The 14,697-nt window shown below is 74.8% G+C and carries 13 protein-coding genes; 3 read left to right on the top strand and 10 right to left on the bottom strand.

Annotated features, from left to right (window positions below; translation table 11 throughout):
* Positions 1–242 precede the first annotated feature (242 nt).
* Positions 243–1,139: a DUF2797 domain-containing protein gene (locus tag LE181_RS10715; protein WP_225660990.1), complete on the bottom strand. Its 897-nt coding sequence runs from the start codon at positions 1,137–1,139 to the stop codon at positions 243–245.
* Between the two features lie 68 nt (positions 1,140–1,207).
* Positions 1,208–2,461: an MFS transporter gene (locus LE181_RS10710; protein WP_225660987.1), complete on the bottom strand. Its 1,254-nt coding sequence runs from the start codon at positions 2,459–2,461 to the stop codon at positions 1,208–1,210.
* A gap of 17 nt (positions 2,462–2,478) precedes the next feature.
* Here LE181_RS10710 and LE181_RS10705 point away from each other — a divergent pair, with 17 nt between their 5' ends.
* Positions 2,479–3,702, top strand: a complete 1,224-nt coding sequence (locus LE181_RS10705) for an ROK family protein (RefSeq protein ID WP_225660986.1) — start codon at positions 2,479–2,481, stop codon at positions 3,700–3,702.
* Positions 3,703–3,894: 192 nt separating this feature from the next.
* Here the strand turns inward: LE181_RS10705 and LE181_RS10700 are convergent, their stop codons facing one another.
* Together LE181_RS10700 and LE181_RS10695 are read right to left on the bottom strand one after the other, a co-directional pair.
* On the bottom strand, positions 3,895–4,464 hold the full coding sequence (locus LE181_RS10700; RefSeq protein ID WP_225660985.1) for an ATP-binding protein: 570 nt from the start codon (positions 4,462–4,464) through the stop codon (positions 3,895–3,897).
* 236 nt (positions 4,465–4,700) lie between these two features.
* Positions 4,701–5,030, bottom strand: a complete 330-nt coding sequence (locus LE181_RS10695; RefSeq protein ID WP_225660984.1) for a hypothetical protein — start codon at positions 5,028–5,030, stop codon at positions 4,701–4,703.
* Between the two features lie 244 nt (positions 5,031–5,274).
* On the opposite strand from LE181_RS10695, the gene cds1 reads away from it, so the two are divergent.
* The gene (gene cds1, locus LE181_RS10690) at positions 5,275–6,363 is read left to right on the top strand and encodes an L-cysteine desulfhydrase Cds1 (RefSeq protein ID WP_263868721.1); all 1,089 of its coding nucleotides are present in this window, start codon (positions 5,275–5,277) and stop codon (positions 6,361–6,363) included.
* 16 nt (positions 6,364–6,379) lie between these two features.
* On the opposite strand, the gene LE181_RS10685 is transcribed toward cds1, so the two are convergent.
* The 5 genes from LE181_RS10685 to LE181_RS10665 all read right to left on the bottom strand — a co-directional run bounded on the left by LE181_RS10685 (position 6,380) and on the right by LE181_RS10665 (position 12,031).
* A complete protein-coding gene (locus LE181_RS10685; protein WP_225660983.1) occupies positions 6,380–7,240 on the bottom strand; it encodes a DeoR/GlpR family DNA-binding transcription regulator in 861 nt (286 codons plus the stop codon).
* A gap of 80 nt (positions 7,241–7,320) precedes the next feature.
* Complete coding sequence (locus LE181_RS10680; RefSeq protein WP_225660982.1) at positions 7,321–9,762, bottom strand: right-handed parallel beta-helix repeat-containing protein; 2,442 nt, start codon at positions 9,760–9,762, stop codon at positions 7,321–7,323.
* A gap of 121 nt (positions 9,763–9,883) precedes the next feature.
* Positions 9,884–10,486, bottom strand: a complete 603-nt coding sequence (locus tag LE181_RS10675; protein ID WP_225660981.1) for an Rv1733c family protein — start codon at positions 10,484–10,486, stop codon at positions 9,884–9,886.
* A 158-nt stretch (positions 10,487–10,644) separates the two neighbouring features.
* Entirely contained in the window at positions 10,645–11,478 is an 834-nt protein-coding gene (locus LE181_RS10670; protein WP_225660980.1) for an MOSC domain-containing protein, read from the bottom strand.
* A gap of 49 nt (positions 11,479–11,527) precedes the next feature.
* Complete coding sequence (locus LE181_RS10665; protein WP_225660979.1) at positions 11,528–12,031, bottom strand: DUF6643 family protein; 504 nt, start codon at positions 12,029–12,031, stop codon at positions 11,528–11,530.
* 176 nt (positions 12,032–12,207) lie between these two features.
* On the opposite strand from LE181_RS10665, the gene LE181_RS10660 reads away from it, so the two are divergent.
* A complete protein-coding gene (locus LE181_RS10660; RefSeq protein ID WP_225660978.1) occupies positions 12,208–13,494 on the top strand; it encodes a TerD family protein in 1,287 nt (428 codons plus the stop codon).
* 28 nt (positions 13,495–13,522) lie between these two features.
* On the opposite strand, the gene LE181_RS10655 is transcribed toward LE181_RS10660, so the two are convergent.
* Entirely contained in the window at positions 13,523–14,683 is a 1,161-nt protein-coding gene (locus LE181_RS10655; RefSeq protein ID WP_225660988.1) for a glycosyltransferase, read from the bottom strand.
* Positions 14,684–14,697 lie beyond the last annotated feature (14 nt).

Raw genomic sequence — 14,697 nt, 5'->3', positions numbered from 1 at the left:
CCCTGACGTCCGGCCCGCGGGTGGCGCCTCGGTCCTGACGTCCGGCCCGCGGGCGGTGGCCCCGGCCCTGACGTCCGCTCCGCGGGTGGCGCCTCGGTCCTGACGTCCGGTCCGCGGGTGGTGGCCCCCGGCCCTGACGCCTGGCCCGCGGGCGGTGGCCCCGGCCCTGACGCCCGGTCCGCGCGTGGTGCCTCGGTCCTGACGCCCGGTCCGCGGGCGGTGCCCCGGCCGGTGGGAGGTCGTCAGAACAGTGGTTCCGGGGGTGGCGGGGGTTGCGCCGGGCGTATCGGGGCCGTCGTCCGGGCGTCCGGGGCCGCGGCCAGGAGGGGGCGGCCCGCCAGCCGGCGGGCGTCCACGAGGAGGAGGCCGGCGTCCGTCGTCTCCACGTACACGTCGGGTCCGGCCACCGCCGCGACCCGGCCCGCCACCGTGCACCCCGCCGCGAGTTCGACCACGCCGTACCCCGGCCGGATCCGCTCCAGGTGGAACGCGCTGTCGTGGTGCACCGGCGTGAACGGCCGGACGTCCAGCGACTCCGGCAGGCCGGCGAGGCCGCGTGCCCGCTCGTGCAGCGCCGCCAGCTCCGCCGACCTCCGCTCCTGCGGGGGCAACGGGCAGCGGGCGGCCCGCTTGGCCGCGTACGGGAAGCGGTCGGGCACCGCCAGCGCCGCGCCCAGCACGGCCTCGGCCCGCCGCGCCGCCATCAGCGGACCGCGCCCGAGCAGGGCGTACGACAACGCCGCCTGCTCCAGCAGCCGTACGCCCTCCCGCTCGGCGGCGGTGATGCCCACCTTGACCAGCCCGGGGCCGAACCACGCCAGGTAGACGTCGTACGGGCGCGGGTCGTCGGCCATGGTGTCGGCCGCCACCGAGTGCGAGCGGTCCAGCCGGGCGCACGCCGCGCACTGCGCGGAGACGGCGGCTCCGGGCACCTCGGCCCCGGCCGGGCACGGTGTGTGCCGCCCGCTCCTGCGCACTCCCACACACCGCCGCCGGTCACCCGTGGTGAACGCCAGCTCCCGGCCCGGCGGCAGCGGCGAGAGGCGCTCCCCGTGCCCGGGGTGCCGCCACACCAGCGCCGGGCCCGCGGCGCTCCATCGCAGCCCCGCACACCACCACGGCTCACGCTCCGGACTCATTGCCATCCGCCCGCCCCTTTCCTTCCACCCCCATGGTGTCAGCGGCCACTGACACCGGCGGGAAGGGCTCAGCCGTGCCGGGCGACCGCCCGGCGCGTCCCGTACGCGATCAGCGACGCCGTGGCCGCGAGCCCGGCGACGGTCGTCAGGGCCACGGGCAGCGAGCACCAGTCCGCGACGAAGCCGATGGCGGGCGGGCCCAGCAGCATGCCGCCGTAGCCGAACGTCGACGCGGCGGCGACGCCGCCGGGACCGGCCAGCTCGCCCGCCCGGCCGATGGCGACCGGGAAGATGTTGGCCAGGCCCAGCCCGGTGACCGCGAAGCCCGCGAGCGCACCCCAGACCGTGGGGGCCAGCGAGCCGGCCAGCATGCCCAGCGCCGCCGTGGCCCCGCCCAGCACCAACACGCGTGTCTGTCCCAGCCGTTCCAGCAGGGCGGTGCCGGTCAGTCGTCCGACGGTCATGGCGAGCGCGAAGACGGAGTAGCCGACGGCGGCGACGCCCGGCCGCGCGGAGAGGTCCTGTTCGAGGTGGAGCGCGCCCCAGTCGGCGAGCGCCCCCTCGCCGTAGGCCGTGCACAGGGCGATCAGGCCGAAGACGGCGACCAGACGGCGCTCACGCCCCTTCGCGCGCCCGCCACCGGATGCCTCCTGCGGGTGATTCCCGGGAGCGGCCGCGGTGCGGGCCGGGCGCTCCGGCGGCCGGGGAGCGGGGTGGGAGAGCAGGGTGCGGCCGGGCGCCGCCGCGACGACGAGCCCGGTCGCCGTCAGGAGCAGCAGGTGCCGGGTGACGGACAGCTGGCCCGCGAGCAGCCCGCCGAGCCCCGCACCCAGCATCCCGCCGACGCTGAACGCGGCGTGGAAGCTGGGCATCACCGGCCTGCGCAGCGCGGCGACGAGGTCGACGGCCGCGCTGTTCATGGCGACGTTGATGCCGCCGTAGGCGGCGCCGAAGACGAGCAGGACCAGCCCGAGGGCCGGCGCGGAGTGGGTCAGCGGGGGCAGGGCGATGCCCAGCGACATCAGGACCGCGGCGGCGACCGTGACCGGATGGCTGCCGAAGCGCCGGCACAGCCGGCCGGTGGCCACCATCGTGGCCACCGCGCCGGCTGACACGCCGAGCAGCGCCAGGCCGAGGCCGCCCGCGGAGGCCCCGGTCTGTTCCTTGATGGCGGGAATGCGGACCACCCAGCCGGCGAAGAGGAAGCCGTCCAGGGCGAAGAAGAGGGTCAGGGCGGTACGGAGACGGCGGAGGGCGGGACTGTCCGAAACCGGATGCCCGCCCCGGCTCAGGGCCGTCCGTATTTTGTTTAGCGTCGGCACAAAGTCAGAATAGGGGCGTGACGCAGACTCGGACAACACGTTTGGAGCGTGGCCGGGGCGCCCTCGGCCCGGCCCTGGCGCTCGTACACACCGGACGCGCCCCCACGCGCGCCGTGCTCACCGCCGAACTCGGGGTGACCCGCGCGACCGCGGGCGCCGTGGCGGCCGAGCTGGAGGCGCTGGGGCTGATCCAGGTCGACCCGCACCCGGTGGCGGCCGCAGGCTCCCAGGGCCGGCCCTCCCACGGGCTCTCCATCGCCCCGCACGGCCCGGTCGTCCTCGCCGCCCAGATCCACGCCGACGGCTTCCGCGCCGCCCTCGTCGGCCTCGGCGGCCGCATGGTGGCCACCGCCCCCGGCTGCATGACCGTGCCCGCGGACCCCGCCCACATCATCGACGCCGTGGTCGAGGCCGGGGCGGAGCTGCTGCGCACGACCCGGCGGCGCTGCCTGGGCGCGGGGCTCGCGGTGCCGTCGGCCGTCGCCGAGCCCGACGGCACGGCCCTGAACCCGCTGCACCTGTCCTGGCCTACGGGCGCCCCCGTCGCGGAGCTGTTCACCGAGGCCCTCGCCAAGTCGGGGGTGCTCGGCCCGGGCGGCACACCCGTCACCGGCGTCGCCGGGAACGACGTCAACCTCGCCGCCCTCGCCGAGCACCGCCACGGCGCGGGCCGTGGGGCGCGGCACCTGCTGTGCGTGGCCACCGGCCACCGCGGCGTCGGCGGCGCGCTCGTCGTCGACGGCCGGGTGCACAGCGGCAGCTCCGGCCTGGCCCTGGAAGTGGGGCACCTCACCGTCAACCCCGCGGGACTGCCCTGCCACTGCGGGAGCCGCGGCTGCCTCGACGTGGAGACGGACCCGCTGGCCTTCCTCACCGCCGCCGGGCGCGAGCCGGGCCCGGCCGTCTCCCTGCTGCAGCAGTCCCGCGACCTGCTCCGTTCGGAGTACGCCGACCCCACCGTGCGGGAAGCGGCCGAACTCGTCGTCGACCGGCTCGGCCTCGGCCTCGCCGGCTTGGTGAACATCCTCAACCCGGACCGCATCGTCCTCGGCGGCCTCCACCGCGAGCTCCTGGAGGCCGACCCCGAGCGGCTGCGCGCGGTCGTCGCGGACCGCAGCCTGTGGGGCCGCAGCGGCAGCGTGCCGATCCTGTCCGGCACGCTCGACCACAACAGCCTCATCGGTGCGGCCGAAGCGGCCTGGCAACCCGTTCTGGACGACCCGCTGGCGGCACTGGGCTGAACCGGCGCAACGCCCCTGCAGGCGGCGTCCCTGCCGCAGCCCCCCGTCCGCCGCGGCCGGGCCCACCCGCGCCGCCGCCTTCCGTGCCGTCCGAGCCGGCCGTCCGTGCCCGCCGTCCTTCCGCAGAGTCCCTGACCGCCGCCTTCCGTGCCGTTCCTCCCCGCCGCTCCCACCCGTCGGCCCGGCGCCCCGTCAGCCGGGGACGGTCGCCCGCACGGGGGAGTGCGTGTGCAGCGCCGCCGGACGCAGCCTCACCGGGGCGCTGCGGAAGGCCGGTTCGTCCAAGGGCGGCAGCCCGAGAGCCGGCCGGTCGAAGGTGACGGCGGTCTCCGTGCTGCGCGCGGCCCGGGGGGCCGCGGGCGTCGCCTGCGGGACGGACAGCGTGAACCAGACGACCTTCCCGCCGTCGTGGCGCTCCCGCACGCCCCAGCTCGAACTCAGCGCCGCCACCAGGGCGAGGCCGCGGCCGTGCGTGCTGTCCGTGGCCGCGTCGCCGACCGTGGGCAGCCGCGGATCGTGATCCCGCACCGAGACCGTGAGCCGGTCCAGCATGAAATCGATCTCGACCGTGCAGCGCTTGTCCGGCTCGGCATGCTGGTGGACGTTGGTCAGCAACTCGGTGACACCGAGCGCCGCAAGGTCGATGAGCGGATCGAGGTGCCAGTAACGCAGCTGCGCAGATACGATTCTGCGGACCTGGCCGATCCGCGGCGGCAGAGCCTGGAGCTCTACGGTGCAGTGCTTGTTCACTCGGCTGATCACGGCTGCGACTCCCTGGGAAGTAGGGCTAGCCTGACGCAGATACGCGTGGCGATACGCGGAAACGCGTGGCGATACGCGCCTTTTCCGGGTCGGCGGCGCCCGGCCGCCGGCCCCGCCGGCGGGCCCCGGAGCGCAGCACGACCGCTGGCCCGTAGCGTGACCGCCGACCACCCTCAGTGATGCCGGTACGCATAAAGCGTCGACTCTCGCGGCCACCTTCGCAACTCCTGCACCCCTCAGTGCTTCGGCGTGCTTCCGTGCGCCGACCGCACGACCTCCAGGAAACGGTTGACCGCAGCCGCTCCGCCGTTCTCGGCGGCCGCCCCGGGGGTGCTCAGGGTGAGGGTGTAGCGATTGCCGTTGACGGTCGCCCGGGCCCGGTCCCCGGCCGAGAACCACGGCTTGCTCGCCTGGACCGAGTCCACGGGTGCGCTGTCGATCTCCCGGCCGTAGCTGGTCAGCAGCTCCAGCCTGCCGTTGTGGATCTTCACCTGGCCGGCCCGGGTGAGGGAACGACGGGATCGCTCGATCCGCACCCCGGTCGCACTGAACTCCGGCTCCGCCACGGCGCACCGCCTCTCCGGCCGAACGGTCTCCTCTCGTGCGCAGTCTGCCCGCGAGCAGGCCGGTGCACCAGTACACCTTTATGATCGAAATGCCCGAGTGATCCATGCGAGACGTGATCCGCAGAGACCGGACGGACAGCCTCCGGCCGGCCACCGGCACCGTGAGGAGCAGCGCGTGAACGCCACAGCGCACCCGGGGGCGTCCGGCGCGGCAGAGCCGCCGGGCGGCTCACCCCTCCCCACCCTGGACGTGGACCGCAGCGACCCGGCGTACCGGGCCTGGCTGAAGGAAGCGGTCCGCAAGGTCCAGGCGGACGCGAACCGTTCCGCCGACACCCACCTGCTGCGCTTCCCCCTGCCGCAGGAGTGGGGCGTCGACCTGTACTTCAAGGACGAGTCCACCCACCCGACGGGCAGCCTCAAGCACCGCCTGGCCCGGTCGCTGTTCCTCTACGGGCTGTGCAACGGCTGGATCCGGCCCGACGCCTGCGTCATCGAGGCGTCCAGCGGCTCCACCGCCGTCTCCGAGGCGTACTTCGCCAAGCTGATCGGGGTGCCCTTCGTCGCCGTCATGCCGCGCACGACGAGCAGGGAGAAGTGCCGGCTGATCGAATTCCACGGCGGCCGCTGCCATTTCGTGGACGACCCCCGGGCGATGTACGCGGAGGCGGCCGCCCTCGCCCGGCGCACCGGCGGCCATTACATCGACCAGTTCACCTACGCGGAACGGGCCACCGACTGGCGCGGCAACAACAACATCGCCGAGTCGGTCTACCACCAGCTCCGGCTGGAGCGGTACCCCGTGCCCGCCTGGATCGTCGCGACCGCGGGCACCGGCGGCACCTCGGCCACCATCGCCCGCTACATCCGCTACCTGCAGTACGACACCCGCGTCTGCGTCGCCGACCCGGAGAACTCCTGCTTCTTCGAGGGCTGGCGCGACCACGACCCGTCCGCGCGCGACGACCACGGCTCGCGCATCGAGGGCATCGGCCGGCCGCGCATGGAGCCGAGCTTCGTCCCGGGCGCGATCGACCGGATGATGAAGGTCCCGGACGCCGCCAGCGTCGCCGCCGTGCGCGCCCTGGAACTGGCCATCGGCCGCAAGGCGGGCGGCTCCACCGGCACCGGCCTGTGGAGCGCCCTGAAGATCGTCGCCGAGATGGTCGGCGAGGGGCGCCCCGGCAGCGTCGTCACCCTCATCTGCGACCCCGGGGAGCGGTACCTCGACAAGTACTACTCCGACGCCTGGCTCGCCGAACAGGGCCTGGACATCACGCCGTACACCATGGCGATCAGCGCCTTCCTGGCCACCGGCCGCTGGCCCTGCTGACGGGACCCGGGCGCCCTCACTCCGCGGGGCGCCGGATGTCCACCGGATCCGCCGCGGGCTCGGCCACCACCAGCTCCGGCAGCCGCTCGGCCATTTCCGCGCGCGCCCTGGTGGGCAGCCCGGCGTCCGTCACCAGCGCGTCGACCTCCTCCAGCGTGGCGAAGGAACTCAGGCCCACCGTGCCCCACTTCGTGTGGTCCGCCAGCACCACCACCCGCCGGGCCGACCGCACGAAGTGCCGGTTGGTCTCCGCCTCGGCGAGGTTGGGCGTCGACAGGCCGGCCTCGACCGAGATGCCGTGCACACCGATGAACAGCACGTCGAAGTGCAACGACCGGATCGCCGCGTCCGCGACCGGCCCGACCAGCGTGTCGGAGGGCGTACGGACCCCGCCCGTCAGCACGACCGTCGCCGCGCCCGGCCGCGCCGCCGGCCCGGACGCCGCCACCGACCGCTGGGCGTGGTGGAAGACATCGGCGACCCGCACCGAATTCGTGACGACCGTCAGATCCGGGATGTCCACCAACCGGTGGGCCAGAGCGAAGGCAGTCGTCCCGCCCGCCAGCGCTATCGCACTCCCGCGAGCGGCCATGCGGGCCGCGGCCCGCGCGATGTCCTGCTTGGCGCTGAGCTCCAGCGCCGACTTCGCCTCGAACCCCGGCTCGTGCGTGGTCGCCTCCGCCACCGGCACCGCGCCGCCGTGCACCTTTTCCACGACCCCCTGCCGGGCCAGCGCGTCCAGATCGCGACGGACCGTCATGTCCGAGACGTTCAGGCGTCTCGTCAGCTCGTTGACCCGCACCCCGCCCCGCCGTCTGATCTCGTCGAGGATCAGGGCGCGTCGCTGCTCCGCCAGGAGATTCTGGTTGTCGCCCACCCGGCCCGTCCTTTCCGGTCGGCCACCGCTCACCACGCGGGCACATCCTCCCATGCACATATGACAGTGGCCGGATCCGTTCAGGCGGGCGGGAGTTCGGGCAGATCCTCCGGATACAGCAGACTCAGGTCGTCGGTGCTCGGTGCCGCCAGCTGCGCCACCCGGCCCGCGTGCCGCTCCACCATCGCCTCGAACGTCTGCCGGGCGGTACGGCCGTTGCCGAAGGCCGGACCCTTCGGGATCGCCGCGAAGTAGCGCAGCAGCGCCTCGGCCGCACCCTCGCCGATGCAGTACTCGTGCTCGTCGGCCTGCTGCCGCACGATGCGCAGCAGCTCCTCGGGCCCGTAGTCGCCGAAGGTGATGGTGCGTGAGAAGCGGGACGCGACACCGGGGTTGACCGTCAGGAAGCGCTCCATCTCGGCTGTGTAGCCGGCGACGATGACCACCACCTCGTCACGGTGGTCCTCCATCAGCTTCACCAGCGTGTCGATGGCCTCCCGGCCGAAGTCGCGCCCGGAGTCCTCCGGGCACAGCGCGTACGCCTCGTCGATGAAGAGCACCCCGCCGCGCGCCCGGTCGAACGCCTCCTGGGTGCGCAGGGCCGTCGAGCCGATGTGCTCGCCCACCAGGTCCACGCGCGAGACCTCCACCAGGTGACCGCGCTGCAACACCCCCAGCGAGGCGAGGATCTCGCCGTACAGCCGGGCGACGGTCGTCTTGCCCGTACCGGGCGAGCCGGTGAAGACCAGGTGCCGGCGGACGGACGCGGCCTTGAGCCCCGCCTCCAGCCGCCGCCGCCCGACCTCGATCATGTCCGTCAGGGCCCGCACCTCGCGCTTGACGCTCTCCAGGCCCACCAGCGCGTCCAGTTCGCCGAGAACGGCAGCCGAGGAACGCTCCTCCCCGGCCCCCTCGCCCGACGGGCGCGCGGCCGCACCGGCACCGGGCGCACGCGGCCCCGGCACCCCGGCCGGCGCCGGCACGACGGGCCGGCCGGCCGTAGCCACGGCGGCCACCGGCGCGGCGGCGCGCGCGGCAGACCCCGGCACCGCCCCGTCGTCGCTCGTACAGCCGCGGCTGACCGGCCCCTCCTCGGCGAAGGCGTAGCCGCCGCGCGCGCACCGCTCCGTACGGCAGCCCGTCAGGGTCGCCCGGCAGCCGTCGATGACGTGGAATCCGTAGCCGTCGCTGCCCGTCACCCGGCAGTCGTCGAACGTGCCACGGCCCTCCGCCGACACGTAGAAGCCCGCCTCCACCGGCGAGGTCACCGTGCAGCGCTCGACGACCGGGTCCGCGCCCTTGGTGACGATCACGCCGGTCGACGTGGCGTCCACGGCACAGTCCGCCAGCGTGCCGCCGCTGCCGTGGCCGCGGAACCAGACGCCGGTGGTGGCCTCGCGGATGCGGCAGTCCCCCAGGCGGGCCGTCGCCCCGCCGCTCACCGACACGGCCGTGCCCCGCACCCGCGACAGGTCGCTGTCCGAGACCTCCGCGCGCGAGCCGCGGTCCAGCACGAACAGCGCGTCCGGCACGTCGTGCACCCGGCAGGAGGCGAGGGCGGCGCTCGCACCGTCGCTCACCCACACCGCCGGGTAGTCACCCGTGCTCTCGTGGATCTCGCACTCGCCGGCCTCCACCCGCGTGCCCGGATCCCACACCGACAGGCCGTTGCGGCCGAAGCGCCGGACGGCCGAGCGCGTCATCGTCAGCACCGAGCGGGAGCGCAGGTCGACCGCGTTCTCCGGGACGTCGTGGATGTCGCAGTCGGCCAGCGTCAGCACCGCGTCGGTGTCCAGCGTCACGCCGTCCGCGGACGTGCGGTGCACCCGGCAGTCGGTGAGGCGGCCCGTGGCGCGCCCCGCCACCTGCACCCCCGTGCCCGTGATCTCGTACACCTCGCAGCCGACCGCCTCCAGCGCACTGCCCTCGCCGGTCAGCGACAGCCCCGCCCCCCGGGCGTGGTGCACCCGGCAGCGCTCCAGGCGCGGCTCCGCCCCGCCGCGCACGCTGACGCCCGCCTGCCCGGCCGCCACCACCTCGCACTCCTCGAAGACGCCGCCCGCACCGTCCAGCACGCTGATGCCGATGCCCCCGGGATTGTCGACGGTGCAGCGCCGCACCGCCGGCCGGGCCCCGCCGCGCACCTCGATGCCGGCCGCCGAACGCGTCACCACCCGCAGGTCGGCCAGGTCCGGCGCCGCACCGCCCTCGACGAGGAGCGCCGGCTCGGTCGCGTCGTGGCCCTCGATCCACAGGTCCCGCAGGACCGCCGGGCCCCGCAGCGTCACGGCCACGCCCTCGGCCGGCGCGATCCGCACCGAGCCGCGCGCGCCGCCCTCGCTGCCCCGCAGGGTGACGGCGCGGGAGACGACCAGGTTCTCCCGGTACGTGCCCGGCGCCACGGACAGCACATCGCCGTCGGCCGCCGCCTCCAGGGCCGCTGCGAGGGAGTCGTACTCTCCCGTGCGCCGCCGCCAGCGCGACGTGCCGGTGTGCGTCACGTGGACCGAGCCCTGTGCCATGGTGCTGCTGCGCCCCCACCTCGACGTGTGTGTGCATCCGGGACGGATGAGTACCGGCCGGCCCCACCGTAGCGCGCGCGGCGCACGGGAGTTGACCTCTCGGCTGCTTGCCCTGTGGTGGTCAACTGCCCGCGTCCGCCCGGCCCCAGGTGTGCCCGGCCCGCTGCCACGCGCGGTCCCACCGGGCGTAGCGCCGTTGCACGAGCCGCCAGACGAACAGCCGGCGCACCCCTTCCACCAGGCCGGCCGCGGCGGCCGCCGAGCCCAGCCCGGCGAGGGCCGCGTGGACCCCGGCGGTGGCACCGTCCATGGGGCGGCCGGCGACCTCCCCCCGGTCGTCCGTCCACAGCGGGAAGCGCTCACCGGGGCGCGCGGCCTGGCGGACGGCCACCAGACCGTTGTGCTCCCGCCCGTCCCGGCCCCGCCAGTGCGCCAGGACCCTGCGGTAGCCCTCGCGTCCCGCGGAGGACTCGTGGTCCGTGCCGTCGGAACCGCCGGAGACCGAGCGGACGGCGGTGGCGCTCACCAGATGCCGGTGCCGGTGCTGGACGTGGACGGCCTCCTCCAGCGCCTCATGGGCGAGGGAACCGGTGATCCAGCCGACGGCCGGTCCCACCAGGAGCATCAGCACCACGGCCACCACCCCCGCCCAGGCTTCGAGGACATCGGTCCGGCGGCGCAGCGGATTGCGCCGCCACCGCCATACGAACGCCGTCGCGCGCATGGTGCTCACCCCCTACGCGTCCGTAAATACCTCACACAGGGCATCGCATGCGGAGGAAGGCGGCGGAGAGAGCAAAATCACCCCTCGCGGAGGGCGGCGGGGGCGGCGCGTTGACGACGGGCCGCCCGCGGGGACCGCCGCGGGCGCAGGGAGGGACGTCAGTCGAGGACCTCGAAGGCGTCCCCGACCCGCACCACCCCGGTGTGCTCCGGTATCAGGTTCTGACCGAACACCAGCTTCTTGCCGATCCGGTGGTGCCGGGCGAGCGTGCGCAGCGGCTCCTTGCCGCGCTCGGCCGTGCGCTGGTCGGTCGTGGTGACGACACACCGGCCGCAGGGCTTGACGACGCGGAAGGCGACCTCGCCGATGCGCACCCGGCGCCAGCCGTCCTCGGCCCAGGGCTCGGTGCCGTCGACCACCACGTTGGGCCGGAAGCGGTTCATGGGCAGCGGGCCCTCGCCGGGATGATCGCCCGCGGCGATCAGGGAGTTGAGCTCCCGCAGCGAGGCGGTCGTGGTGAGGAGCAGCGGATAGCCGTCGGCGAAGCTGACCGTGTCGCCGGGGGCCGCGTAGCGCGGGTCGACCGGGCGGCGGCGCGCGGGGTCGTCCATGTGCAGCAGCCGGGTCTCGTTGCCCAGGTAGGCGGTCAGCCAGGCGTCGGCCGCGGCTCCCGCACGGACCGCCTCGACCTTGTCCTCGAAGATCTCCACCGGGGTCGTGCCGGCTTCGTCCCCGTGCGGGGGCACGGGGACGTCGAGCGGCGCGAGCCCGGGGGCGGTGAGTCGCACGCCACCGCCCGGGAGCGGCTCGGCCGAGGCCAACGCCAGCCTCGGCTCCTGCCGTTGGGTGATGAACCGGCCGTCCGGCGTGGCCAGCATCCACCTCCGGTCCCCGGCGAGCCCCCACGGCTCCACGGCCGCCTCACCGGGCGCACACCCCGCCATCGACTTGACCGGATAGAAGTGGACGGCTGTCAGCACAGGCTTGTACATGAAGCCATTTTGCCAGCCGGATATGACAATTGACCCGCCGGGACGGACGTCAGTAGCCGCCCTGGTCCGGGTAGGGACGGTTGCCGTACTGCTCGTCGTACGAGGCGGGGCGCGGCGCGGCCGGCCGCATCGCCTCGTAACCCCCCGGCGCTCCGGGGCCCTGGGGCCCGGCCGCGGGACGCTGCTGCTGCGGGCCCGGGTAGGGGCGCGGCGCCGACGCCTGCTGCGGGATGTAGGGCGCGGCGGCCTGCTGCAGCCCGGGACCCTGCTGGCCGTACTGCGGCGCCTGGCCCGCGTAGCCCGGCTGCGGGGCCTGCGGCCCCGGGTGGGAGGAGGGGCCGGAGGGCAGGGCCGGCAGTGCGGGCAGGTTGCTGCTGCTGCTGCCGCCGAACGACGGCGGAGTGCCGCCGCCGAAGTCGTACGGCGACGAGACCCGGATCGGCGCGATCTGCGGGGTGCCCCGCTCGGCGACGAGGCTGTCGTAGATGGGGGTGTCCGGGAAGGAGGACGAGGCGTAGTAGCCGCCGCCGTAGGTGCTGCGGGGGGAGGTCATAGCCCATAAGTTAAGCCCATGGTGTGCCGGTTGGGGAGCCCGGTATACCGGTTGATTGCGCTGCTCGCGGGGGTTGTCGACGACCAATGCGAGCGAACTCGGGAAAATCGGTCGCCAAGGTACGTCGGAATCGTGTAAAGACCGGCTCATTTCGGAGCGGCACGGAGGGGTGGACCATGGGCATGCTGAAAGGCGCCAATGTCCGGATACCTGCGCAGGTGGTACGGATCGAGCTCGGCTGGCGGACGGGACCGGGCATCCCCGACGTCGACGCCTCGGCCCTGCTCCTGACCTCGGGCAAGGTCCGCTCCGACGCGGACTTCGTCTTCTACAACCAGCCCCGGCACCCCTCCGGCGCGGTGCGCCACGACGGCAAGCGCTCCGACGGCGCCGACGTGCGGGACACCCTCACCGTCGATCTCGGCGCCCTCGACGCGGCCGTCGAGCGCGTCGTGATCGCCGCCTCCGCGGACGGCGCCGCCTTCGGGCAGGTGCCGGGGCTGCACATCCGGGTCCTGGACGCGGCGGGCGGCGGCGAGCTCGCCCGGTTCGACAGCCGGGACGCCACCGTCGAGACCGCCTTCGTCCTGGGCGAGCTCTACCGGCGGCAGGGCCAGTGGAAGTTCCGGGCCGTGGGCCAGGGATACAGCAGCGGCCTCCACGGCCTGGCGACCGACTACGGCATCACCGTCGACGACCGCGCGCCCGTACCACCCCCGCGCATCACCGCCCCCGCGTCGCCCCCGCGCACCACCGCCCCGGCGGCCCCGGCCGCCCGGACGCCCGTGGCGCGGCCACCGGAGCCCCGGCCCGTCCCGCCCGCGCGGCCCGTCAGGGTCACGCTCACCAAGGCCGCCCCCACCGTCTCCCTGGCCAAGCAGGGCAGCACCTCCGGCACCATGCGCGTCAACCTCAACTGGCAGATGATGCGGCCGGCCGCCACCGGCTGGGGGCAGCGGCTGACCCAGGCCATGGCCGGCTCCACGGCCCTCGACCTGGACCTCGGCGCCCTCTTCGAACTCACCGACGGCACCAAGGGCGTCGTCCAGGCCCTCGGCAACACCTTCGGCTCCCTCCACCGCCCGCCCTACATCCACCTCGACGGCGACGACCGCACCGGCGCAGTGGAATCCGGCGAGAACCTCACGATCAACCTCGACCACGCCGGCGCCTTCCGGCGCATCCTCGTCTTCGTCACCATCTACGAGGGCGCCACCAGCTTCGCCGGCCTGCACGCCACCGTCACCCTCCAGCCGCAGCGCGGCGCCCCCGTCGACTTCCTCCTCGACGAGTGCACGGTCGCGTCCAACGTCTGCGCACTGGCCCTCATCACCAACAACGGAGGCGACCTGGTCGTCCAGCGCGAGGCCCGCTACCTCGTGCCCCGCCGTGGCATCAGCCCCCAGCGCACCCTCGACGAGGCGTACGGCTGGGGCCTGACGTGGACGCCCGCCCGCAAGTGAGGCGACCGCCCCCGCACCGGGCGCGTCCTCAGGGCGCGGCCTCCGGGCGTGCGTACGTACGCCCCTTCCAGGCCGCGCCCCGGCCCCGGTAGTGCTGCACCGCCGAATCCACGGTCATCAGCAGGTACAGCACGGCCGTGACCGGAAGCAGGAGCGCCTGCCACGGCGGCTGCCGGTAGTAGCGCAGCATCGGCAGGTACGTCCCCGCCATCGCCGCCCACGCCACCGCGCCCGGCACCCACACCGCGGCCGCACCGGACAGCAGGCCCGCCACCACCGCGACGGGCGGCGCCAGATAGACCACCGCCAGCCCCACGACCGTCCCGGCCAGCAGCAGCGGGTGGTGCAGCAGCTGCGCGTAGGCGCTGCGCGAGACCATCCGCCACAGCGGCCCGAGCCCCCGGTAGGGCCGCACGCTGTCCACCCGCTCCGCCAGCCCCAGCCAGATCCGGCCGCCGGAGCGCTGCACGGCCCGCGCCAGCGACACGTCGTCGATGACCGCCTGCCGGATGCGGTCCGGCACCCCGGCCCGCTCCGCGGCGTCCCGGCGCAGCAGCACGCACCCGCCGGCGGCCGCCGCGGTCCGGGCGCCCGGCCGGTTGACCCACCGGAAGGGATAGAGCTGGGCGAAGAAGTAGACGAAAGCCGGGACGATCAGCCGCTCCCAGAAGGTCACCACCCGCAGTCGCGCCATCTGCGACACCAGGTCCAGCTCCCGTGAGCGGGCGGCCGCCACCAAGTGCCGCAGGCTCTCCGGGGCGTGCGCGATGTCGGCGTCCGTCAGCAGCAGGTACTCGGCGTCCGTACGGGCCCGGGCGAGCGCCATGCCGTGCCGCACCGCCCACAGCTTGCCGGTCCAGCCCGGGCCGGGCTCCCCGGGCGAGTCCACGGTCAGCGGCAGCCCGCCGCACGCGTCCGCGAGCGCGCGGGCCAGTTCGCCCGTACCGTCCGTGCTGCCGTCGTCGACGACGTAGACCTCCGCCCGGCCCGGATAGTCCTGGGCCAGCAGCGACGGCAGGGTCAGCGGCAGTACGTCCGCCTCGTCCCGGGCCGGCACCACGATCGCCACCGCCGGCCAGTCCGCGGGCGGGGCGCGGTCGGGAAGCCTCACGTCCGTGCGCCAGAAGAAGCCCTGCCCCAGCAGCAGCCAGCCCCAGGCGAGGAGGGAAACGGCGGTGATCCACGTCAGCGCGCTCACCCGTC

Origin of the sequence: Streptomyces sichuanensis (genome assembly GCF_020328095.1) — a bacterium.
Lineage (GTDB): Bacteria > Actinomycetota > Actinomycetes > Streptomycetales > Streptomycetaceae > Streptomyces > Streptomyces cinnamoneus.
The sequence above is the reverse complement of the archived record's forward strand: the minus strand, read 5'-3'. Positions and strand labels throughout refer to the sequence as shown.

Excerpts from the sequence above, each read along its gene's own strand:
- LE181_RS10715 (WP_225660990.1), bottom strand. The coding sequence starts at position 1,139 with ATGAGTCCGGAGCGTGAGCCGTGGTGGTGTGCGGGGCTGCGATGGAGC.
- LE181_RS10680 (WP_225660982.1), bottom strand. The coding sequence starts at position 9,762 with ATGGCACAGGGCTCGGTCCACGTGACGCACACCGGCACGTCGCGCTGG.
- LE181_RS10675 (WP_225660981.1), bottom strand. The coding sequence starts at position 10,486 with ATGCGCGCGACGGCGTTCGTATGGCGGTGGCGGCGCAATCCGCTGCGC.
- LE181_RS10670 (WP_225660980.1), bottom strand. The coding sequence starts at position 11,478 with ATGTACAAGCCTGTGCTGACAGCCGTCCACTTCTATCCGGTCAAGTCG.
- LE181_RS10665 (WP_225660979.1), bottom strand. The coding sequence starts at position 12,031 with ATGACCTCCCCCCGCAGCACCTACGGCGGCGGCTACTACGCCTCGTCC.
- LE181_RS10660 (WP_225660978.1), top strand. The coding sequence starts at position 12,208 with ATGGGCATGCTGAAAGGCGCCAATGTCCGGATACCTGCGCAGGTGGTA.